This window comes from Algoriphagus namhaensis (assembly GCF_042649705.1).
GTDB classification, from domain to species: domain Bacteria; phylum Bacteroidota; class Bacteroidia; order Cytophagales; family Cyclobacteriaceae; genus Algoriphagus; species Algoriphagus namhaensis.
Genome location: NZ_JBHRZS010000002.1, coordinates 305343 through 326156, shown reverse-complemented (window position 1 = coordinate 326156; position 20814 = coordinate 305343). Strand labels below are relative to the sequence as shown.

Genomic DNA, 20814 nt, shown 5'->3' with positions numbered 1-20814 from the left:
AAAATTATCTACCTTTGAACCCCATAAGAACATCAATAATTTTCAGCTCACCCCCTTCTTATGGCCTCATCCACCAAATACATTTTCATCACAGGCGGAGTTACATCCTCCCTTGGCAAAGGCATCATTGCGGCGTCTTTGGGCAAACTGCTACAGTCTCGTGGCTTCAGCGTGACTATTCAGAAGTTTGACCCCTACCTCAACATTGATCCTGGAACTCTCAATCCCTATGAGCATGGAGAATGCTATGTGACTGATGATGGGGCGGAAACAGACTTGGATTTGGGGCATTATGAGCGTTTTTTGAACGTACCAACCTCTCAAAATAATAACATCACCACTGGCCGCATATATAATAACGTCATCACCAAGGAGCGAAAAGGGGAGTTTTTAGGTAAGACTGTGCAGGTGATCCCTCACATAACAGATGAAATCAAATCCAATTTCTATAAACTTGGAGAAGAAGGTAAATATGATGTGGTGATCACTGAGATCGGAGGATGTGTTGGTGATATCGAATCCTTACCTTTTATCGAGGCAGTAAGACAAGCCAGATGGGACTTAGGTCCAAATAACTTTTTGGTGATTCACTTGACCTTGATCCCGTATTTGAGCGCTGCAAAGGAGCTGAAAACCAAACCTACCCAACATTCGGTCAAACAACTTCTTGAAGCAGGTATTCAGCCAGATATTTTGGTCTGCAGGACTGAGCATCATCTTCCTGCCGAAGTCAAAAAGAAACTTGCACTCTTTTGCAATGTGCAGCTGAATAATGTGATAGAAGCTATGGATGCTGAATCCATCTACGATGTGCCGCTCCTTATGAAAAAGGAAAAACTAGATGAGCGGGTGATCACTAAATTGAAGTTGAGCTCCAAGACAAATACCGAGCTCGAAAACTGGAAAGATTTTCTTGGCCGTCTAAAAAACCCAACTGAAGAAGTAACCATCGGATTGGTAGGGAAGTATGTTTCACTTCCTGATTCTTACAAATCCATCATTGAGTCCTTTACACATGCTGGATCTTCTGTAGAATGCAAAGTGAATTTAAAGCTCATTTCTTCAGAAGAGATCAATAAAGACAATATCAAGTACAAATTAAAGGATCTAGACGGCATCGTTGTCGCTCCTGGATTTGGCGAAAGAGGTTTTGAAGGAAAGATAGAAACAGTAAAGTATGCTAGAGAAAAGAAAATTCCATTCTTAGGAATTTGTCTAGGGATGCAGGTAGCCGTGATTGAGTTTGCTCGAAATGTCCTCCGTCTGCCGGACGCAAATAGCACCGAAATGAACCCAAATACTCCTTCTCCCGTGATTGGTCTGATGGAAGAGCAAAAGAAAATAGATCAAATGGGAGGAACCATGCGACTAGGATCCTATGCCTGTGATTTGAAAAAAGGAAGTAAAGCTTACGCTGCTTACGGAAAAGCTAGCATCGAAGAGAGACACCGCCATAGGTATGAGTTTAATAACGAGTATCTAGAAAAATTTGAAGCGAATGGCATGATTGCTTCAGGAATCAATCCAGATACAGGGTTAGTGGAAATTGTAGAAATAGAAAAACACCCTTGGTTTGTGGGTGTACAGTTCCATCCTGAATACAAAAGCACCGTATTGAGCCCCCAACCATTGTTCGTGAAGTTTATTCTTGCGGCTATCGACAGTCAAAACAAAAAATCAAAGTAACTTTGCTCCCCTTAATTTAGAGCAAGCCAATTATTATGGATAGAAATCAAGCAACAGGACTCATTCTCTTTGCTGCGGTAATTCTGATTTATTCGATCTTTTTTGCCCAAACTACAGAGGAGCCTATTGAACCAATACCCACTGAGACCGAGATGGCGGACACGCCTCAAAGTGCTCAGCCGGCAATCGCACCGATTCAAGAAGTCTATTCTCCAGAAATGGATTCTATTCAGAGAGCCAATTATGGAGTTCTTGGAGTCTACCTTCAGGGTGAAGAAGAAACAGCAGTGCTTGAAAATGACAAGATCAAGGTTACCTTTTCGTCCAAAGGTGGAACCATCAAAGAAGTCATTTTAAAAGAATACACAAGCTCAGACGGTGAGCCATTAGACTTACTTTCGGAAGATCGGTCTTCCATGGATTTCCGAATCCAGACTTCCAGAGGCGAACTTTCACTAAGCAGTCTGTACCTAAAACCTAGTCTTAGCTCTGAAGAAACCGAAGAAGGCAAGGTGCAGACATTAACCTTCTCAGGAGCCACTGAAAGTGGATCCATTAGTGTAAAATACACACTTGCTGATGGCAAATACGAAGTGGGCAAATCGTTTTCCGTAGACCGATACCAAGGGGTATTTACTGGAAATACGGTTAATCTAAGCTGGAAAGATCAAGTTAAGGCTCATGAAAAAGATTTGGCTGAGTCTCGACGAAAAACAGAAGTTACTTACTATCTCAGCAGCGGAAGTTTTGAAAACCTCGGAGTAGCTGATGATTTAGAAACTGAAACTGCCGAAGAGCCTGTGAAATGGATTGGTTTTAGCCAGCGCTTTTTTACCGCTGGAATTATTGCTGACTCCACCTTCCAAAATGTAACGGTCTCACAAAGCACTCCGGCGGATAGCAGTACGGTCAGAAGTATGCAAGCGGATTTACAAATCCCATTCATCAACGGTGCGTATTCCCTAAATTACTATTTCGGCCCAGACAGTTACAAAGGACTGAAAAAGGTGACTGAAGGGTTTGAAAACAACGTGGACATGGGGTATTTCTTCGTGAGCTGGGTAAACAAATACATCATTGTCAACCTTTTCGCTTTCCTTGAAAACTTCTTCAATAACTACGGGGTAATCATTGTTTTGATCGTCTTGATCATTAAACTCGCTCTCTTTCCCTTGACATACAAGTCTTATGTGGGCATGGCCAAAATGCGAGTGATCAAGCCTGAGATCGATGAGTTGAAAGAGAAGTATGGTGAGGATGCAACGAAGATGCAACAGGAGCAAATGAAGCTCTTTTCAAAACTGGGAGTAAGTCCTATTTCAGGTTGTTTACCGCTTTTACTTCAAATGCCCTTCTTGTTTGCGATGTTCTTTTTCTTCCCGAATGCAATCGAGCTGAGAGGCGAAAGTTTCCTTTGGGCAAAGGATCTTTCCACTTACGATGAATTCATCAAATTGCCATTTACCATTCCGTTTTATGGTTCACATGTGAGTTTGTTCACCTTATTGATGACTGTCTCTCAAATTGCCTACACGCATTTCAATAATCAGCTGACCACAGCAACGGGTCCGATGAAAAACATTGGATACATCATGCCTGTGATGTTTATGTTCGTATTGAATAGTTATCCAGCAGGATTGAGTTTCTATTATTTCGTCTCTAATATGGTGACATTCGGACAGCAAGCATTGATCAAGCTTTTCGTTGATGATGAAAAAATCAGAAAGAAAGTAGAAGAAAGTAAGATCAAGAATGCGAACAAGAAAAAGTCCAAATTTCAGCAAAAACTGGAAGATGCGATGAAAGCTGCAGACAACAATCGGAAAAAATAAAAGTATGGGCTCCTTCAGGGAGCTCATTTTTTGAGAAATAAATTACCCGGAAAACCGACTAATGTACCCTAGATCACGTTGTCACAAATAGTCTTAAAAAATCGGGTCTTTGGCACAGAAAAAGGTTCGAATTTGATTAATATTGAACAACCGTAAGCCTATAAATCAAACCATGGGGAAAATCATAGCCATTGCAAATCAAAAAGGAGGGGTGGGAAAAACAACCACCGCAATGAATTTGGCTGCGAGTCTTGCAGTGCTTGAATTCAAAACCTTGGTAATTGATGCAGACCCTCAGGCAAATACAACCTCGGGAGTAGGACATGACCCGAAGTCTATAGAAAACAGCATTTATGAATGCATGGTGGGTGATGCCGAAGTAGAAGACTGCATTATCACCACTGAGATTCCTTTCCTTGATTTGATTCCATCACATATTGATCTCGTTGGAGCGGAAGTGGAGATGATCAATCTGGAAAACCGTGAGGAGAAAATGAGAGAGGTGACGGGTAAAATCAAAGAAAACTACGATTTCATCATCATAGATTGCTCTCCCTCTTTAGGGTTGATTACTATCAATGCCTTAACTGCTGCCGACTCAGTGGTCATCCCGGTTCAGTGTGAATATTTCGCGCTCGAAGGATTAGGGAAACTCTTGAATACGATCAAAATCATTCAAACACGTTTGAATCCAAAGCTGGAAATCGAAGGTATTCTTCTCACGATGTATGACGTCCGCCTCCGCCTATCTAATCAAGTGGTAGAAGAAGTTCGAATCCATTTTAAGAATATGGTTTTTGAGACGATTATCCCTAGAAATGTTAAATTGAGTGAGGCACCAAGTTTTGGACTTCCGGTAATCGCCTTTGATGCAACAAGTAAAGGTGCCATAGCCTATTTGAATCTGGCAAATGAGATTGCTGAGAAAAATGGCATTACCAAAGTGACTAATTAATTATGGCTGATCAAAAACCAACACGTAAGAAAAGTGCATTAGGAAGAGGTCTAGGGGCACTACTTGAAGATAGCCCAGCCAAGGAGAGCAAGAAAGACATTTTACCAGAAGTAAATAAAACGGGAGTTGCTGATATCTTGCTTTCGCAGATTAGTGTCAACCCCTTTCAGCCTAGAACACATTTTGATAAGGAAGCTCTTGAGGAGCTGGCTGAGTCTATTCGCGTACAAGGGATCATTCAACCTATCACTGTTAGAAAGCTTGATGCCAATGAATATCAGCTGATCTCCGGTGAAAGAAGATTTCAAGCTTCAAAACTAGCCGGTCTCGAAGCGATCCCTGCATATGTGCGTACAGCTAACGATCAGCAAATGCTGGAAATGGCCCTGATCGAAAATATTCAACGAGAAAACCTTAATGCTCTAGAAATAGCCCACTCTTATCAGCGTTTGCTTTCGGAATGTGATTTAAAGCAAGAGCAGCTAGGTGATCGAGTAGGGAAAAATAGAACCACAGTAAATAATTATTTACGTCTACTTAAGCTACCTCCATCAATTCAAGCCGCCATCAAAGAGCAAAAGCTCAGTATGGGACATGCGCGAGCCCTGATCAATGTGGAAGACATCGAAGATCAATTAGCTATCTTCAAAAAGACACTCGAGGAAGAATTGAGTGTGAGAAAGGTTGAAGCCTTGGTTAAAGCACTTAGCGAACCTCGACCAAGCAAAGCCGAAACCCCTAGCCTAGACCCGGTAAGGAAATACGAGATCAACAAGCTACAGCAAAAACTTGCTTCTCACTTTGGGACGAAAGTATCTTTGAAAGCCAATGCTAAAAATAAAGGGGAGATTAAAATCCCATTTACCTCATCTAGCGATCTAAATCGCATTTTAGAAATCCTTGAACTTATCTAGGTGAGACGAGTGTCGTCCATAAGGTTAATATTTCCTAAAGCCCCATGCTTCATCATGGGACTTTTGTTTTTTTGCTTTGGTATCAACTTGAACCTAAAAGCTCAGGACGATTTGATTATCGAAGAAAATAATATCGAGACCACCACTACACTGCCAAAGAATCCCAAAAAGGCCACCATCCTTTCAGCGATACTTCCGGGTGCTGGTCAGGTCTATAATGAAAAGGCATGGAAGGTGCCGATAATCTATGGAGGGATCATCACAGATGCCTATTTCATTGGCTTCAACAACAAGCGATACCAATCCTTCAGAGATGCCCTTTTTGCTTTTGATGAAGGTGAGCCAAACGACTTTCCAACCCTGAACCGTGATGGATTAGTGAGGAATGTTGACTATTGGAGGAGAAATCGAGACATCTGTATTTTGCTCATGGGTGCCATCTATGCACTGAATATTATTGACGCAAATGTGGATGCACACCTATCTGGGTTTGAGATCTCTGATGATTTGGCACTAAAAGTCGAGCCACACATGGAACGCTTTTCTGCCAATAACAACAGCTTGGGGGTTTCCCTCAAATTAAATTTTAGATAATGAATATTTTATTACTTGGCTACGGTAAAATGGGGAAACTCATCGGAGAACTGGGCGAGCAAAGAGGACATCAGATCGCTGCTAAGATTTCCATTGACAATACCCAAGACTTGGATTCTTTGGATCCAAAGTCGATTGACGTAGCAATTGATTTCAGCCAACCTGAATCAGCAATTTCTAATATTAAATGGGGCCTTGAACGTGGAATTCCTGTGATTTCCGGTACTACTGGCTGGCTGGACCGCTGGGATGAAATAGTTACTTCTGTTGAAGAAAATGATGGGACGTTTTTCTATGCCTCCAATTTTAGTATTGGTGTAAATGTGCTTTTTAAAGTAAATCAATACCTCGCCAAATTGATGAACGAAGTCAGTGACTACTCCGTCACGGTAGAAGAAATTCACCATACGGCCAAACTGGATGCTCCTTCGGGTACAGCCATCACCATCGCCGAGGGTATTATTGAGAATATGGGAAACTTGGATTCCTGGATATTAAAGGGTGATACTCCAGCACTCGAAAATCAGCTACCTATTATCTCAAAAAGAATAGACCCAGCTCCGGGAACGCATATTATTTCCTACCAATCCAAAGTGGATGACCTTGTTTTGAGCCATACGGCTCACAGTAGAGAAGGCTTTGTAAAAGGAGCCATACTGGTTGCCGAGTGGATCACTGATAAAAAAGGCGTCCTTTCCATGAATGATTTTCTATCTTTCTGAACTATTATTGACAAATGAATAAAGCAAAACCAAAAAAATCGGCAGCAAGAGAATGGGCAGACGCCCTCCTGTTTGCAGTAGTGGCCGCAAGTTTGATCCGCTGGTTATTATTAGAGCCGTTCACCATACCAACTGCTTCTATGGAAAAATCTCTTTTGGTAGGTGATTTCCTTTTTGTGAGTAAAATGCATTACGGGACCAGAATCCCCAAGACTCCTTTACAAGTACCGCTCACACATCAGAAGATTTGGGGAACTGAAATCCCCTCCTACTCAGATGCCATACAGCTTCCTTATTACCGTCTTCCTGGTTTTAGTGATGTGGAAAGAAATGACGTGGTGGTATTTAATTATCCGGTTGAATTTGAATATCCCGCCGACCTCAAGACCAATTACATCAAACGAGCAGTGGCAATTGCGGGTGATGAACTAAAGATCGAAGCAGGTGTGCTAAACGTGAATGGAGAGCCAGCCATGATCCCAGAAGAAATGCAGTATTCCTACGATGTGATCGCATCACGCCCCCTCAATGCAGAGTTTTTCTCCACATACGGAATCAATCCAGATGACTACCTATCTTTTAGTGATGGGTCAGGATACATGGTTTTTGCCACGGATCAGGTAGTAGAACGACTGAAGGCATCCCCTGTAATAAAGTCTGTGAATAAGAGAATTCAGCCTGCGGGAGGTGAAAATGGAATTTTCCCAGATGGCAACATGCTAGGCTGGAATAGAGACAACTATGGTCCACTGAAAGTCCCCGCAAAAGGATGGACTATCCCGATGAATTCAGGAAATGTGATCAAATATGGCTTTACGATTCAGCATTATGAAGGACTTGAAAATGTTGAAATGAAAGAAGGAATTCTTTACATCGATGGGCAAAAAGTAGAAGAATATACCTTCAAGCAAGATTACTACTTCATGATGGGAGACAATCGCCATGACTCTTTGGATTCGAGGTATTGGGGATTTGTCCCTGAAGATCATATCGTGGGTAAGGCCTGGTTCTTATGGCTATCCTTAGATAAGTTTGAGTCACTCTTCGGAAAAATTCGCTGGAATAGATTCTTTAAATCAATCAATTAACGTAAAGCCGGTTTAAACCGGCTTTATTTTTTACCACCTGATTTCACTCATTCCTTGGCTTCGCAAGTAGTCATTAGCGAGGCTAAAATGGTTGCAGCCAAGAAAACCCCTATGGGCAGAAAGCGGGCTCGGATGAGGTGCTTTCAAAATCAAATGCTTTCCTGATGGAATTAAGGCCTCTTTTTTCTGTGCATAGGCACCCCAAAGCATAAAAACAATACCTTCGCGTGATTTTGCTAATCGCTTGATTACCTCATCTGTAAATTCTTCCCAGCCTTGCTTTTGGTGTGAACCGGCCTCATGTGCACGCACGGTCAAAGTCGCATTCAAAAGGAAAACACCTTCATTGGCCCATCGAGTGAGATCCCCATTTGGAGGAAGATCTATTCCTAGGTCTCTCTTTATCTCCTTAAAAATATTCAACAGACTTGGTGGAAATCTCACCCCAGGGACCACAGAGAAGCTCAAACCATGAGCCTGTCCATCACCATGGTATGGATCTTGTCCCAAAATCACTACTCTGACTTGATCAACAGGACACTTCCAAAAAGCATTGAAAATAAGTTTGCCAGGCGGGAAAACTTTTTCTTTTTGATATTCGTCTTTGACAAATGAAGCCAGATTATGGAAGTATTCACTTTCAAAAGTGTCCGACAGAAGTTCCTTCCAGCTTGGCTCTAGTTTTACATCCATTCTTGGTATTTCGTTAATTGATTGTATCTTTACGACCTAATAAATTTTTACAACTATGGTAACCGCAATCACACAAGGAATTCAAGTGAGCGTTGAGGTAACTTATCAGGCTGAATTTTCTAATCCTCATCAGCACCACTTTGTTTTCACCTACAAGGTAACTATTGAAAATAAAAGCCAACATACCTATCAGCTTTTGAGTCGGAAATGGGAAATTTTCGATGCAGCGGAGGAGGTAAAAATCATTGTTGGAGATGGTGTGGTGGGTAAACAACCAATTTTAGAACCAGGGGAAAAGCATAGCTATATATCAGGTTGCAACCTGATTTCCGGTTTGGGTAAAATGAGTGGTAGCTATACCATGGAAAAGCTCTTCGACGGAAAAAGAATCGAAGTGCAAGTCCCCGAATTCCAATTGATCGCCAATTTCCTTCAAAATTGATTTGACCGATCGGCTCTTTAGTTTTTGGGCATTTTTCAATTATTGGCTGATTCGGGAGGATCGATATTCCTTACAAGGCCCTTTTCTCTCCAATCTTTACTCTGAGCTCCTAAAGTTTCGAAAGGAAAGAAAGTCTTCAGACCTTGAAATAGAAGACTGGAGACAGTCGCTCCTGTCAAACCAAAAAACTATTCCTGTGGTAGACCTAGGGGCTGGATCTAGAAAAGTCAATGAACCAGTACGGAAAATCAGCCAAATCACGCGTCATAGCACCTCAGGCCGTAAATTTTGCCAACTGTATCAACATTTCGCATCCCTTACTCCTGCCCAAACTATCGTGGAACTCGGCACCTGCATGGGTATTTCTACACGGTATTTAGCCTCCATTTGTGAAGGCAAAGTCTTCACTTTCGAAGGCTCACCAGAAATTCAAAAAATCGCAAAACAAAACTCAAAAGATCTTCCTATTGAATTCATTTTGGGTGATTTGGCCGAAACTCTACCAGAATTTATAGCCACAAATCCGACCATTGATTTTGTACTAATTGATGCAAATCATACCTATCAAGGCACCAAATCCAGTTTTGATTCACTCATCGATCACCTTTCCACAACTTCAATCGTAGCGATAGCCGATATACATTGGTCTGCAGAAATGGAGCGAGCATGGGAAGAAATTAAGTCTCACCCCAAGGTGAAGGTATCACTCGATTTTTACGAAGCTGGTGTTTTGCTTTTTGACTCTCCCTTAGAAAAAAAAGAACACCGAGTTCTAGCCATCTAAGCTCGCCAGTTGATCCAGGCTTCCGAACCCATTCTTTCTGGAATAGAGTTGTAGCAAGGAGCAATAAAACCATCCTTGAAATAAGTTCGAAAGAGATTTTCGTATTCTTCGAGATGCCCCCCGAATGGAGGTCCTTCGAAAGGAAAGACTCTATCGAATAAAACCCCTACCAATTTGCCTTTAGGATTTATTAACTCTTTCATTTTTTTCACATAATCCATTCTTAAACTAGGATCTAAGGCACAAAAGAAGGTTTGTTCCAAAATTAAATCATAACCGCCTTTATGATCCAAAAAATCATCTTTAATCAATTGACTTTCAGGAAACAAAGGGTTTCTTTCTTTAAAACGATCTAATGGACTTTGAGATAAATCCAAAACGAATACTTGGGTAAATCCATGTTCAAAAGCATAGGTAGCTTCGTATGCATTGCCCGCTCCAGGGATCAAAATCTTCAAGGCCTTGTTTTCAATTTGGTCTAAATATTGCGTAAGTGGTGGTGAAGCAAAACCAATGTCCCAACCGGTTTGGCCAGCACTGTAACGATCTGTCCAATACCTCTCATCCAAAAACCCCATAGTATCTAAATCAATTTGCCATGAGCAGCGAGTACTCAAAAGAAGAACCAAAGAAAGACCAAGGTAAAAATATTATCATAATTGTCTTGGCTTTGCTAGTGATCATCAGCGGTATTAAACTTTATACCGATTATGTTGACCGAACGAAGAAAACGGAAGAAATTCTCCTTCTATCCACAGAAAACAATGAATTAAATAAGCGGCTAGATTCAGTCTATTATCAACTTGAATTGCGAATCCAAGAGGTAGAAAAGCTAGGAGGAGAAATCTCAAGCCTTGAAGAAGCCAGAAATCAATTGCTTGCTGAGCGAAATGCAGGTAAGCAAAGAAACGCAAATGAAATTGCAGCATTGAATGCCAAAATCAACCAATTCAATGCCATGATTACAGAAAAGGATCAGGAGATTCTTGAACTTCGAGCGATGAATCAGCAACTTTTCTCAGAGAATCAAGACTTGAAAACTACCCAAGCGGAAATTGAAGAGGAAGTTGCTCAGCTTAACATTCAGAAAGAAGATCTACAGGCCAAAGTGAATGTGGCATCTAGACTTCGAGCTGAGAACATTAGCATCTCTGCCATCAATCGAAGAGGCAAAGAGAGAGAAGAAACCACAAAGGATTTCAAAAATCGACAAATTGAGCGAATTAAGGTGAGTTTTAACCTTGCAGACAATAAGGTAGCCCTTAATGGCCCACGCAATGTATATGTGCAGATACTCGATTCTAATGGGCAGCCAATCTTCGATGTAGCCAAGGGATCAGGAACATTTATGGTGGACGGTGTAGAAGAGTTTTTCACCGTAAAGCAGGATATCATCTTCAATAATTCGGGTGAAGAGCTTTCCTTCTACTATGAAAAAGGCAGTGACTATACCTCTGGAGATCATGAAGTGAAAATCTTCGTGGACAACTACCAAGTAGGCAGCAAAGTCTTCACTGTGAAGTAATAAAAGTGAAAGTAATTGAAAAGCCTTCTTCCTGAAGGCTTTTTTTTGCCCTAGCCCAATCTATATTCTTAGAGAATTTGGAATAAGTCACTAGTTTCCTTACTTTTGCGGTCTGTTTATTCAAATTCATTAAACACATTAAAGAAATGTTCCAAAGAAATTATGAGACGGTATTCATTTTAACTCCCGTTTTGTCTGATGTTCAGATGAAGGATACTGTCGACAAGTTCGTGAACTTGTTAAAAGAAGAGGGGGCAGATGTAGTTAATGTGGAAAACTGGGGTCTTAAGAAAATGGCATATACCATCGAGAAGAAGACGACAGGATTCTACGTTTTGGTTGAGTACGTGGCCGATCCAACGCTCATCAAGAAGTTCGAGCTCGAGCTGAGAAGAGATGAAAAAGTAATGAGATTCCTAACGACTGTTCTTGACAAGCATGCAATTATCTATGCTGAAAGAAGAAGAAAAGGAGAATTTAACAAAAAATCAGAAGCTAAGGAGGAGCAAGCCAAATGACATTAGTTAACGAACCAATCAATAGAGGAGACATCCGTAAAAAGTATTGTCGCTTTAAGAAGCACGGTATCAAGTACATCGATTACAAAGATCCAAACTTCTTATTGAAATTTGTAAATGAGCAAGGTAAGATCCTTCCAAGAAGACTTACTGGTAACTCTGCAAAGTATCAGAGAAAAGTGGCTCAGGCCATCAAAAAAGCAAGACATCTAGCATTGTTGCCTTTCGTAACCGATGGGTTGAAATAAGAACTTGTTTCGTCTAATCACAAAAGCACATTACAAATGGAAATCATTCTAAAAACAGACATTAAAGGTCTTGGATATAAAAATGACTTGGTGAATGTAAAGCCAGGTTACGGAAGAAACTATCTCATTCCTGAAGGTTTTGCAGTTTTGGCTACTTCTTCAAACAAGAAGATCCTAGCCGAAAATATTAGGCAAGCCGCTCACAAGGCTGAGAAGATCAAAACTGAAGCAGAAAATACAGCTGCTCAACTTGAAGCAATCACACTTGAGATCAAAGCCAAAATTGGTGATTCTGGTAAAATCTTTGGTAAAGTAACTACGCTTCAAATCGCTGACGCACTTACTGAGAAAGGATTCAACATCGACAGAAAGAAAATCTCTATCAATGTACCTGTAGAAGGTGCTGGTGAGTTTGCTGCCGAAGTAGATCTGCACAGAGAAGTAAAAACTCATGTGAACTTCGTAGTATCAGCTGAGTAAGCTAAGCTAAAAAGTATAAAAATGAAAAAGCTCGCCAAATGGCGAGCTTTTTTTGTTAGTTAAGTGCTTTTTCAAGATCCTCGATAAGTTTCTTAGAAACTGCTCTTTGGTTTTTCTCCTTTTCAGCTTTCAATACTTCAAGAGCCTTCTCAGTTTTTTCGAGAACACCAGCAGGGTTGTTATCATTTTTGAAACTTACCCAGCACCAAGATAATTCAGCAGCAAGTGTATCACCTGCATTTAGCTTGTCAAGTTTTTTGATTACTTCCGCAACCGTTTTTTCCATTTTTACTACTTCCATGACTAATTAAGTTTAGTTGGTTTGATTGATTTGCGACAAAAGTGAATAATTATTTCAAAAATTCATTCATTCTGGGAGAAAATTTAATAAAAAGCTAATTTTCAATCGATTGCGTAAAAATATGATACTCCAAATCCATGCAATTAGTGCTAAAAAGCACCCCTTACTTTCTTTCACCAGGAGGAATTAAGATCTGAGAAAAGGGTGCGTGAATATTTAATTCAAAATCTTTCAGACCATGCTTGGAAAAAAAGTAAGCAAATTCTACCTTTGTGACACTTTAAAGAAATCAGAAGAGATTTCTAATCTTACTGGTCTATGGTGTAACTGGCAACACGTCTGATTTTGGTTCAGAAGAGTCTAGGTTCGAGCCCTAGTAGACCAACCAAGCCTTTCGAGAAATCGAAAGGCTTTTTTATTTTATCTGCCTCAGTCGATAGCAATTCATGGCATTTTTACCTAGCTGCTCGGTGAGCTTGTAGTTAGCCAAAGCCCCTACTCCTGCTCCGATTACCGGAACCAATTGAGCCAGTTTAGCAAGATCTATGTAGTCCCTGTAATCAAGCTGAAAGGTCTTCCAATCAAAGTCCTCGAGATGGTTGGGTAGGTCGGGTTCGTAATTTTGCCAATCTTCGATCAGGCCAATGAGGTCATTCTTTCTTTGCTGACTCGAGAAGGTCAATTGAAAAATAAACAGCAAAAACAGTCTTTCTTTTTTGTTCTTCAAATCAGCACCATACAGGGCCGCAAGATCAAAAAGCATCTTCATTTTAATAGTGAGAAAGGCGGGAAAATCTGCAAAGCCCAACAGAATTCCACCTGCACCTGTCAAGGCTCCCTCGGCACTTGCTGTATTTTTGTACCATTTGATGCGCTGTCTTACTTTCATTTCTCTTGCTTTCAGGGATAGTGTCTCATCCCATTTGGGTAAAACCCAGCCGGATCCAGTCATCACCCCCTTAACCATATTTTCTATGGCCAAGGTGACTACCTGATGTAATTTATCGGGCAGGAGATCATTTATTTTTTTTTGAACCCCACGAGTCATTCGATTCATTATTCCAGGGGGTCGCTTCATTTGAAAAAGCCATAAATTCAGCTCTGCTCGAACATAATGTGAATACGCATCCATGGAGATATTTAACGCTAAACTTCAGATAGTTTATTAAGTTGTACTATAAATAACCAAAATAATTTGATCTACTATGGACAAAATTCTGATTTCATTCATTTTGATCGCTGGATTACTTTCTTCAAATCCTCCGAAAGAGAAAACTAATCCATTCGCGAATATTACGGTATGCCATCAAGAGCCCGATGGTATGGCACGATTTGCTTTGGACCCCAGATTTATTGCATTGCATCCAAGTCCGGAGTTAATCAATTTTACTCCGACAGGTGACATGATCGAGTTTGAAACCCCTGATGGCAATAAAGCAAAAGCCTATTTCCTTCCTGCGAATAATCCAGATTCCAAGGATTGGCTGTTTGTATATCAAGAATGGTGGGGTCTCAATGATCAGATCAAACAGCAAGCGGAAAAGTTTCATCAGGACCTAGGTGAGCAAATAAATGTGATAGCCTTGGACATGTATGATGGAAAGGTGACCACAAACCCACAAGAAGCTGGTCAATTCATGCGATCTGTAGAGGAGTCTAGATTGGAATCAATTGTTATCGGAGCGAAAAATTTTGCTGGAACTGAAGCTCGCATTGCGAATGTAGGCTGGTGCTTTGGTGGTGGATGGTCCTTGAAATCCGCCTTGCTCATAGGAGATCAGAATATTGGTTCTGTGATGTACTATGGAATGCCAGTTCAAGACATTGAACGCCTGAAAAGCCTAAATTCCGATGTTTTAGGTCTTTTTGCGACCGAAGAGTACATTTCGAAGGAAATCATCGAAACATTCGCGGAAAATATGGAAAATGCCGGTAAAGACTTGACTTATAAAATTTTCCCTGCAGCACATGGCTTTGCTAACCCAAGCAATCCAAGACATGATAAAGAAGCCACCGCTGAGGCATACGCAATGGCCATGGACTATTTGAAAAAGAAATTTAAGGGATAAAGAAAATCGTCCGGGATGCTATGAAGGCTAGACTTCAATTCATCCCGGACGACCCTTACTTATTGATACAAATGATTAAAAAGTAATTTGAAGGTTCCATGTGATTGGGCTCTGAAAGTGATTTCTGGTGTGTAGGCATAAAAGTACCCTTCTCCCATTTTGGCTTCAAAAGCCGTCACTCCATTGCTGAGATAAGACTGTCCCCAGGCCCATCCACTTTTGAGTGGAGGTTCTTCTCCAAACCAAGCCAATGGTTTCACTCCAGCATTTGGTGCAGCAGGAGACAATTCGAATACTGGACTACGATTGAAGAGAATATTGGCTGTTTCGTCCATCCCATAATTACTTGGATGGCTGGTATCCACCTTCATTTCTAGAACAGATCCCGGAATGTAATACTTTTCAGTGCTTAGAGGTCTCGACTTCCCATCAGCTCCCATTTCTACTAATGCATCCTTCACCGGAAGATCGAAGTGATAAGCCAAATCAGTCGCATCACCTACGGAGATAATTTTCCCTCCTTTTTCAACAAATTCCTTCAACTTGGGGATGGATTTCTCAGCGGTAATTCTCCCCAGCATCGAATGGTACTTTTCATCGATTTCAGAGGCACTTGGTTGCCCACGTGAGTATCTAGACAGACCACCGTCCGCAGAAGGAACTCCAGGACCAATAAACAAAATCACATCATACTTTTCATTGAGATTACCCCCATCGATTTCTCTGGGGAAAATTAGATTGAAATCATAATGAAATTGCTCGAGCATCCATCGAACCCATCCTGAAGGCATGGAGCCTCCGTAATAATCAAAAAGGCCAATTCTGGAAGCACTGATAGCCTTGCTATCGGTTGGTTTGGTAGAGACTGTCTGAGGGTACACCCCGTAAGATGAACTTGCAGTGGCCAAAACATCTTTCCCTTCGGATGGAACATAATATGAGCCTGCTGGCAAATCCCCTTGCGCACTACCTAATTGAAAAACCGGAATCCCAGCTTTAAGAAGATCATTCACTGCCATGAAGCTGTTGTTCGCTCTGACATCTAGCAAATACCCGCTGGCATCGGCGAGAGGTTTTGCCTCTGGGACCAATAATTCGCCAACAGGTACAGCGTTAAATGGACCATCAAAGTCTTCCATTATTCGGTCTGCTTCTACTCCCATTTGATAGGCCAAAGTCCAACCTGCAGCATCATAAGGTCGAATTGGAGGGCCTCCTGGATACAGAAAATCATTAGGGTGATCTTGTGGCTCAAACATATCCAAAACATGTGGACGGAAGGCTTGTGCTGTTTTGACTAGATAAGAACCCTTAGGATAGTTTTTACCTTGCAAAGAGAAATTATCCGTCGCCCGATGCACCTCAATTCCTGACTTAATAAGTGCATTCAAAAATTTGAGTGCAGTAGGGAAGTCTTTTTGATCTGCAGATAGAACATAAGCCCTAGGGTCCCTTCTTTCAGGATCTTGAAAAACACTATCATAAAATTCTGTTGGCACTCCAGACCGAAAGCCACGATTAGCATTGGAACCATTATCTCTTGATGCCTCATAGGCTTCCTGAATGGCCTGCGAATTTTTAGGATACATCGTCCAAGTATCTCGCCCCCCTTTTTCGATGGAGCGTCTTCCCATGATGTAAATATTTCGCAAAAGGTCATCTCCATTCCTTACGGCATGGTTCAAAATAGCATAATTGAGCGAAACAGAATAATCTATGGATTGCTTAAAATGCCAAGCCTGAGGAGTGATCGGAAATGGATTAGCATTATTAGGGATCAATCTGTCTGGTACCAAAGGCACTTCTGAAGGCGTGGGATTTCCGATGATTTCTGTCAAAATCCCAATTATATTATGATAATATGGGGTGGTTCGAAGCCCACCATTCCACCAGGTAGAAAAAACGGATCCTCCTAGACGAGTATAACCTGGACGGTTTTCCTGATGTAGTCGATTGATCATTGAAGCACCTACCGCATCTAGGCTAGTGATAATCAATGGATCAAATACATGATTAAACGGGTCTCGATATGGAGGACCTGCCACGACGGTACCTGCTGGGCCTGACTGGTGGTGATTATATATGATCTGAGGAATCCACTCGATATACTGCTGGCGAGACATGTTCTCAGCCTCGCTCATGTTATTCATGTAAAAATCCCTGTTGTTGTCATGACCCACATACTTTTGATACAAAATGGGAATATTTTGATCGCGCTTGGTTGGATCTTCCTTGCGCATATACCAGTCAGACATGATTTCCATCCCATCGGGATTTGCATGTACCAATAGAATAATGACCTCATCCAGAATCCTCATGGTCTCCTCATCCGTTCGAGAGGCGAGTTCATAGAGGGTTTGAATCAATTGGTGTGGCCCAACCACCTCATTGGCATGAAGTCCTCCATCGATCCAAATGACTGGCTTACCCTCTGAAATCAAACTTTCGGCTTCTTCTCTTCTCATCCTTGCCCGGCCTAGTTTTTGGGAAATTTCCTTGTATCGTTCGAGTTTTGGGAAATTCTCAGGAGCTGTGATAATCATCATGGGCTGCTCTCTCCCATATTCGGTTTGTCCTATCGACACCAATCGAACTCGATCACTCGCTTCGGCTACCTTTTTAAAATAGGCCTCCGATTGTGTAAAATTGGCCAACATGTAGTCATCACCGATATCAAAACCAAAATGTGATTTTGGTGTCGGAATATTCTGGCCAAAGCCTGTAATTCCGAGGAAGAAAACGAAGAAGAATAAACTTGAATAAAACTTTCTCATGAAATAAAATATCTGATTTTGGTCAATCAATGTAATCGGAAAAACTGAGGAAAAGAACCCACTCAAACCGCTTTGTTCGATTTTTACAGGGTTGGTAGAAAAAGTACGATTTAGCCTGTCTGAATACTGACAAAAGAACCGTACTCTGGGTGTTGCGTATCCTGTTTGGTCTGAAAACCTCCCCCATTGAATATACCCGGGAACAGCTCCCAGTTTACTAATTTTAAGGTAAAGTCCCCGATTGCATAAGGACTATCGATAATCAAGCCCGCCTTTCCATTCTTGCCATGAATATTCAAGGAAGTGCTTTTTAGAAAGCGATCTTGAAAACGGAGATTAAACCCATAATTCTCTTTTTTTCCACGGGTCACAAATTGGCCAGATTTCAAATTATCGATAATAAAAGTGCCGTTTCCTTCCAAAGTTAAATCCGATCCCAACTCGGAGTTGTCCAAATGAATTTCCTTTCCATCTTTTGCCACAACCCTACTCGTAATAAAAATCTCTTCTTTTCCTTCCTCTTTTAGCTGAAACCCAAATTTCGCGCCTTTTCTATCTGGAAAAACTGGGTTTAAAATCACAGGGACGACTGATTTTGGGTTGACTAAATGAGGATGACCGGTGAATTCAAGTTCTGGTTCGAAGCGGTTATCCAAATTACTATACCAGCTTATTCGGCCTGAATGGATTTTTACTCTATATCGGTCATCTGATAATAGCAGCTGTCGGAGCCTCAAGCCCTGAGGTCGATAATCTATTCTTTCCGAATAACTTGGCGACCCGTCCTCATTGACAAAATAAACATTTTCAAAGCTTGCTTCGGAACAAAGCGAAAACAAACCTACTACTATTGAACCTGCAGGAAATTCCTGAGTTAATCCAATTGGCTTGATTAGAAGATTTCCTGAGTTACCTGAAAATGAAGTTATCAGTTCTACTTCTTGTTTAATACCTGTTTCAGGATGGGCAAGTTGAAGTTTACATCCTTTTCCCCAAATTTTGGAACCAAGATTACCAACTGGAATTGAGGAAATATTCCCTTTGAGCGGAGCGGTAGTTTCAGCATATAGTGGCCGAGCTGTGCTTCGAATCAAGCCATGGGTCTGAATATTTTTCATTACCAGATTTACATTGTAATCTGTATACAATAGGTGTCCAGGCGCCTCCTTTCCGTCCCCCCAAATTGCACTACATCCCTTTCGAAATGCTCCATCCAATAAGGGTTCAAGTTTCGACTGCTCAATTTTGAAAGAAACCTCTCCCACAGAATTTGGGATCGGCTTATCTATTTTAATTTCTGTGTAGGTAATCCTTCGATCAGACCTATTTAGGCGAGGTTCAGGAGATGGGAATTGAGCACCATACTGTTGCCAAGTTTTCCATTTTCGCTGCGTTTGGGTGACCGTTAAATTCTGTCCTCCGAAGCTGAGCACATCTCCTTTCTGAATGGACCAACCCCAAATCTCAAATGTCTGATCATCAATTTTCCCAATGAGTCCGTTGGATTTATGATCGGTCAAATTTTGTGAAATGACCTCATTCCTTCTCGGAATTTTATCAAAAATATTCATTTGATTGGATGAAAAACTTCGTCCCAATGTATCCTCATCGCCATTGATTAACCAAAAATCACCATTAGTATTCATCCCAATGGAAAAGCCTGAAATGATCAAAGTTTGCATTTCACTACCGGTACTAGTGCCTCCGGTAAATTCTTGTGAAGCCAAATGATGCCAAGTGAAGTACGGCGAATCAACCTCCACCCTATTCGGGGAAATAAATCTTAGATTTAGGTTATCAAATCGTGATGCCTTTTCAGACTCCATTTCTATAAAATTACCGAGTCTTCCATCAGGAAAACCAACCCACTCTATCCGCAGTCCCCCGCTAGTGCGTGCCTTCATGTTATTTGGGTTTTTACTTACCCAATCTCCCTCAAAGCGATAGGTGCAAAATTGAGAAATGTCCCTTCCATCGTGGATTCCTCCACCATTGCAATACCCCTGATTTGGCATGGAAAAGGTTACCCCTTCCCTCACAAAACCAAGTGCAGCCTTCATTTCATCTTTTAGTCTGAATTGATCATAATTCGCCACACGCTTCAAACCGTATTGAGTAGATAAAGGGGATGCATCATTAAAAAAACTTCCATTTGGACTACCAAACTGAACTACCTTTTGGCTGTATGTAGCTGGGATAAATTGCCAGTCGAAATTTATATCCACTTTTCCTGTGCCTGGCAAATGAAAAAATGTCCCATTGTCACCAAAAGTCTCTTTAAAGCTACCTGGAGAATCTAGCCCTTTACCTTCAGCGTCTCCAGTAAATGCATCTGACCACATGCAATGTATGGCTGGACTTTTCCCCTCTTCTTCTTTTTCAAAATTGAGGACCGAATCTGGCTTTACAATTATGGAAGGCATACCCAAAACCCCATAAATCTGTCCAGCTTTGGCTTTTAGAGTATCTTTCCTGCTTAGCGAGTTTACCCAACTCTCAAGTGCAAATCGATTGTCAAAGAAAAAAATACCGTCCTGTTGACTTATTGGCTTGGGTTGTGTCCTTTCGCCACCGTTATAGGCAAAATCCAGAATTAAATTTTTGCCATCAATAAAATCAATCACACGAGAATAGACTACTGAAAGAGCATTTGGAAAATAGTTTCTTCCTGAGTGGGGATAGCTCGCAGGACACTTATGGATTCTGGAAGGTTCCACCCAGCAACCCACCAATTCAGGATCAAAAACATCCTCATCCCCCTCAAAAGTAACTTGGGAGCGTCCTTCATCGAGTGGTGTGTAAGTTAGGCTTCCCCAAAAAGTCTTGTAAATAGACTTGCCTCCATATTTCTCCAGCGTATCATAGTCCTCCGATCTTGGCAATGGAACATCCGTCTCTTTCTTAGGGTGCAAGTTTTCCTCTATGGTATCCACCGAGGCAATAACGGGTATCACAGCCGCCTTATCTTGTACTGCGGGCGAATCCAACTCCCTTGATTCAGGTTTAAAAATTTGTCCGTTGATCTGAATAGTTTTAATGGATAGCGGGGTCCCATCATCCGAAGTCAGGGAGATACTAAGTTTTATATTTTTTGCGGCACACATAACTTATAACTTTTTGAGGGAAAGGAATTTAAGAAAATTTAGTACTAGAAAGAAATTGACTTACCTGACCATTTTTTCAAATTTA

Annotated in this window: 20 protein-coding genes and 1 tRNA gene; 15 read left to right on the top strand and 6 right to left on the bottom strand. The window is 41.3% G+C overall.

Features of this window, described 5'->3' with window-relative positions; genetic code table 11:
• Positions 1-60: 60 nt before the first annotated feature.
• The 7 genes from ACFOSV_RS01485 to lepB all read left to right on the top strand — a co-directional run bounded on the left by ACFOSV_RS01485 (position 61) and on the right by lepB (position 7791).
• Positions 61-1686 carry a CTP synthase gene (locus ACFOSV_RS01485; protein ID WP_377902647.1) on the top strand — a complete coding sequence of 542 codons (1626 nt, stop codon included), beginning with the start codon at positions 61-63 and terminating at the stop codon, positions 1684-1686.
• Between the two features lie 35 nt (positions 1687-1721).
• Positions 1722-3518, top strand: coding sequence for a membrane protein insertase YidC (yidC, locus tag ACFOSV_RS01480; RefSeq protein WP_377902646.1), 1797 nt, complete (start codon positions 1722-1724; stop codon positions 3516-3518).
• Between the two features lie 172 nt (positions 3519-3690).
• Positions 3691-4473, top strand: a complete 783-nt coding sequence (locus ACFOSV_RS01475) for a ParA family protein (RefSeq protein ID WP_377902645.1) — start codon at positions 3691-3693, stop codon at positions 4471-4473.
• Positions 4474-4475: 2 nt separating this feature from the next.
• Positions 4476-5387: a ParB/RepB/Spo0J family partition protein gene (locus ACFOSV_RS01470; protein ID WP_377902644.1), complete on the top strand. Its 912-nt coding sequence runs from the start codon at positions 4476-4478 to the stop codon at positions 5385-5387.
• A gap of 54 nt (positions 5388-5441) precedes the next feature.
• Positions 5442-5981: a DUF5683 domain-containing protein gene (locus ACFOSV_RS01465; protein ID WP_377902643.1), complete on the top strand. Its 540-nt coding sequence runs from the start codon at positions 5442-5444 to the stop codon at positions 5979-5981.
• Positions 5981-6703 (top strand): 4-hydroxy-tetrahydrodipicolinate reductase, encoded by a 723-nt coding sequence (gene dapB, locus ACFOSV_RS01460; protein WP_377902642.1) that lies wholly within the window; start codon positions 5981-5983, stop codon positions 6701-6703. The genes ACFOSV_RS01465 and dapB overlap by 1 nt, the downstream gene beginning before the upstream one ends.
• A gap of 14 nt (positions 6704-6717) precedes the next feature.
• Positions 6718-7791 carry a signal peptidase I gene (gene lepB / locus ACFOSV_RS01455; RefSeq protein ID WP_377902641.1) on the top strand — a complete coding sequence of 358 codons (1074 nt, stop codon included), beginning with the start codon at positions 6718-6720 and terminating at the stop codon, positions 7789-7791.
• Between the two features lie 30 nt (positions 7792-7821).
• On the opposite strand, the gene ung is transcribed toward lepB, so the two are convergent.
• Positions 7822-8484 (bottom strand): uracil-DNA glycosylase, encoded by a 663-nt coding sequence (ung, locus tag ACFOSV_RS01450; RefSeq protein WP_377902640.1) that lies wholly within the window; start codon positions 8482-8484, stop codon positions 7822-7824.
• A gap of 55 nt (positions 8485-8539) precedes the next feature.
• Here ung and apaG point away from each other — a divergent pair, with 55 nt between their 5' ends.
• Positions 8540-8926, top strand: a complete 387-nt coding sequence (gene apaG, locus ACFOSV_RS01445) for a Co2+/Mg2+ efflux protein ApaG (protein WP_377902639.1) — start codon at positions 8540-8542, stop codon at positions 8924-8926.
• A gap of 1 nt (position 8927) precedes the next feature.
• Positions 8928-9710, top strand: coding sequence for an O-methyltransferase (locus tag ACFOSV_RS01440; RefSeq protein ID WP_377902637.1), 783 nt, complete (start codon positions 8928-8930; stop codon positions 9708-9710).
• Here ACFOSV_RS01440 and ACFOSV_RS01435 read toward each other — a convergent pair.
• A complete protein-coding gene (locus ACFOSV_RS01435; protein WP_377902635.1) occupies positions 9707-10288 on the bottom strand; it encodes an SAM-dependent methyltransferase in 582 nt (193 codons plus the stop codon). The genes ACFOSV_RS01440 and ACFOSV_RS01435 overlap by 4 nt on opposite strands.
• Before the next feature lie 20 nt (positions 10289-10308).
• On the opposite strand from ACFOSV_RS01435, the gene ACFOSV_RS01430 reads away from it, so the two are divergent.
• The 4 genes from ACFOSV_RS01430 to rplI all read left to right on the top strand — a co-directional run bounded on the left by ACFOSV_RS01430 (position 10309) and on the right by rplI (position 12481).
• Positions 10309-11235, top strand: a complete 927-nt coding sequence (locus ACFOSV_RS01430; RefSeq protein WP_377902633.1) for a hypothetical protein — start codon at positions 10309-10311, stop codon at positions 11233-11235.
• Positions 11236-11381: 146 nt separating this feature from the next.
• Complete coding sequence (gene rpsF, locus ACFOSV_RS01425) at positions 11382-11753, top strand: 30S ribosomal protein S6 (protein WP_377902631.1); 372 nt, start codon at positions 11382-11384, stop codon at positions 11751-11753.
• A complete protein-coding gene (rpsR, locus tag ACFOSV_RS01420; RefSeq protein ID WP_377902629.1) occupies positions 11750-12001 on the top strand; it encodes a 30S ribosomal protein S18 in 252 nt (83 codons plus the stop codon). Before rpsF ends, rpsR begins: the two co-directional genes overlap by 4 nt.
• A gap of 36 nt (positions 12002-12037) precedes the next feature.
• Positions 12038-12481: a 50S ribosomal protein L9 gene (gene rplI / locus ACFOSV_RS01415; protein WP_377902627.1), complete on the top strand. Its 444-nt coding sequence runs from the start codon at positions 12038-12040 to the stop codon at positions 12479-12481.
• 55 nt (positions 12482-12536) lie between these two features.
• Here the strand turns inward: rplI and ACFOSV_RS01410 are convergent, their stop codons facing one another.
• A complete protein-coding gene (locus tag ACFOSV_RS01410) occupies positions 12537-12782 on the bottom strand; it encodes a hypothetical protein (RefSeq protein ID WP_377902625.1) in 246 nt (81 codons plus the stop codon).
• Positions 12783-13094: 312 nt separating this feature from the next.
• Here ACFOSV_RS01410 and ACFOSV_RS01405 point away from each other — a divergent pair.
• A tRNA-Gln gene (locus ACFOSV_RS01405) sits at positions 13095-13170 on the top strand.
• Between the two features lie 27 nt (positions 13171-13197).
• Here the strand turns inward: ACFOSV_RS01405 and ACFOSV_RS01400 are convergent.
• The gene (locus tag ACFOSV_RS01400; RefSeq protein ID WP_377902623.1) at positions 13198-13914 is read right to left on the bottom strand and encodes an EcsC family protein; all 717 of its coding nucleotides are present in this window, start codon (positions 13912-13914) and stop codon (positions 13198-13200) included.
• A gap of 73 nt (positions 13915-13987) precedes the next feature.
• Between ACFOSV_RS01400 and ACFOSV_RS01395 the strand changes: the two genes are divergently transcribed.
• On the top strand, positions 13988-14851 hold the full coding sequence (locus ACFOSV_RS01395; protein WP_377902621.1) for a dienelactone hydrolase family protein: 864 nt from the start codon (positions 13988-13990) through the stop codon (positions 14849-14851).
• A 59-nt stretch (positions 14852-14910) separates the two neighbouring features.
• Here the strand turns inward: ACFOSV_RS01395 and ACFOSV_RS01390 are convergent, their stop codons facing one another.
• Together ACFOSV_RS01390 and ACFOSV_RS01385 are read right to left on the bottom strand one after the other, a co-directional pair.
• Positions 14911-17625: a M14 family metallopeptidase gene (locus ACFOSV_RS01390; RefSeq protein ID WP_377902619.1), complete on the bottom strand. Its 2715-nt coding sequence runs from the start codon at positions 17623-17625 to the stop codon at positions 14911-14913.
• Between the two features lie 110 nt (positions 17626-17735).
• Positions 17736-20729, bottom strand: a complete 2994-nt coding sequence (locus ACFOSV_RS01385) for a hypothetical protein (RefSeq protein WP_377902617.1) — start codon at positions 20727-20729, stop codon at positions 17736-17738.
• Positions 20730-20814: the final 85 nt, after the last annotated feature.

Excerpts from the sequence above, each read along its gene's own strand:
- ACFOSV_RS01485 (WP_377902647.1), top strand. The coding sequence starts at position 61 with ATGGCCTCATCCACCAAATACATTTTCATCACAGGCGGAGTTACATCC.
- yidC (WP_377902646.1), top strand. The coding sequence starts at position 1,722 with ATGGATAGAAATCAAGCAACAGGACTCATTCTCTTTGCTGCGGTAATT.
- ACFOSV_RS01475 (WP_377902645.1), top strand. The coding sequence starts at position 3,691 with ATGGGGAAAATCATAGCCATTGCAAATCAAAAAGGAGGGGTGGGAAAA.
- ACFOSV_RS01470 (WP_377902644.1), top strand. The coding sequence starts at position 4,476 with ATGGCTGATCAAAAACCAACACGTAAGAAAAGTGCATTAGGAAGAGGT.
- ACFOSV_RS01465 (WP_377902643.1), top strand. The coding sequence starts at position 5,442 with ATGGGACTTTTGTTTTTTTGCTTTGGTATCAACTTGAACCTAAAAGCT.
- dapB (WP_377902642.1), top strand. The coding sequence starts at position 5,981 with ATGAATATTTTATTACTTGGCTACGGTAAAATGGGGAAACTCATCGGA.
- lepB (WP_377902641.1), top strand. The coding sequence starts at position 6,718 with ATGAATAAAGCAAAACCAAAAAAATCGGCAGCAAGAGAATGGGCAGAC.
- ung (WP_377902640.1), bottom strand. The coding sequence starts at position 8,484 with ATGGATGTAAAACTAGAGCCAAGCTGGAAGGAACTTCTGTCGGACACT.
- apaG (WP_377902639.1), top strand. The coding sequence starts at position 8,540 with ATGGTAACCGCAATCACACAAGGAATTCAAGTGAGCGTTGAGGTAACT.
- ACFOSV_RS01435 (WP_377902635.1), bottom strand. The coding sequence starts at position 10,288 with ATGGGGTTTTTGGATGAGAGGTATTGGACAGATCGTTACAGTGCTGGC.
- ACFOSV_RS01430 (WP_377902633.1), top strand. The coding sequence starts at position 10,309 with ATGAGCAGCGAGTACTCAAAAGAAGAACCAAAGAAAGACCAAGGTAAA.
- rpsF (WP_377902631.1), top strand. The coding sequence starts at position 11,382 with ATGTTCCAAAGAAATTATGAGACGGTATTCATTTTAACTCCCGTTTTG.
- rpsR (WP_377902629.1), top strand. The coding sequence starts at position 11,750 with ATGACATTAGTTAACGAACCAATCAATAGAGGAGACATCCGTAAAAAG.
- rplI (WP_377902627.1), top strand. The coding sequence starts at position 12,038 with ATGGAAATCATTCTAAAAACAGACATTAAAGGTCTTGGATATAAAAAT.
- ACFOSV_RS01410 (WP_377902625.1), bottom strand. The coding sequence starts at position 12,782 with ATGGAAGTAGTAAAAATGGAAAAAACGGTTGCGGAAGTAATCAAAAAA.
- ACFOSV_RS01400 (WP_377902623.1), bottom strand. The coding sequence starts at position 13,914 with ATGGATGCGTATTCACATTATGTTCGAGCAGAGCTGAATTTATGGCTT.
- ACFOSV_RS01395 (WP_377902621.1), top strand. The coding sequence starts at position 13,988 with ATGGACAAAATTCTGATTTCATTCATTTTGATCGCTGGATTACTTTCT.
- ACFOSV_RS01390 (WP_377902619.1), bottom strand. The coding sequence starts at position 17,625 with ATGAGAAAGTTTTATTCAAGTTTATTCTTCTTCGTTTTCTTCCTCGGA.
- ACFOSV_RS01385 (WP_377902617.1), bottom strand. The coding sequence starts at position 20,729 with ATGTGTGCCGCAAAAAATATAAAACTTAGTATCTCCCTGACTTCGGAT.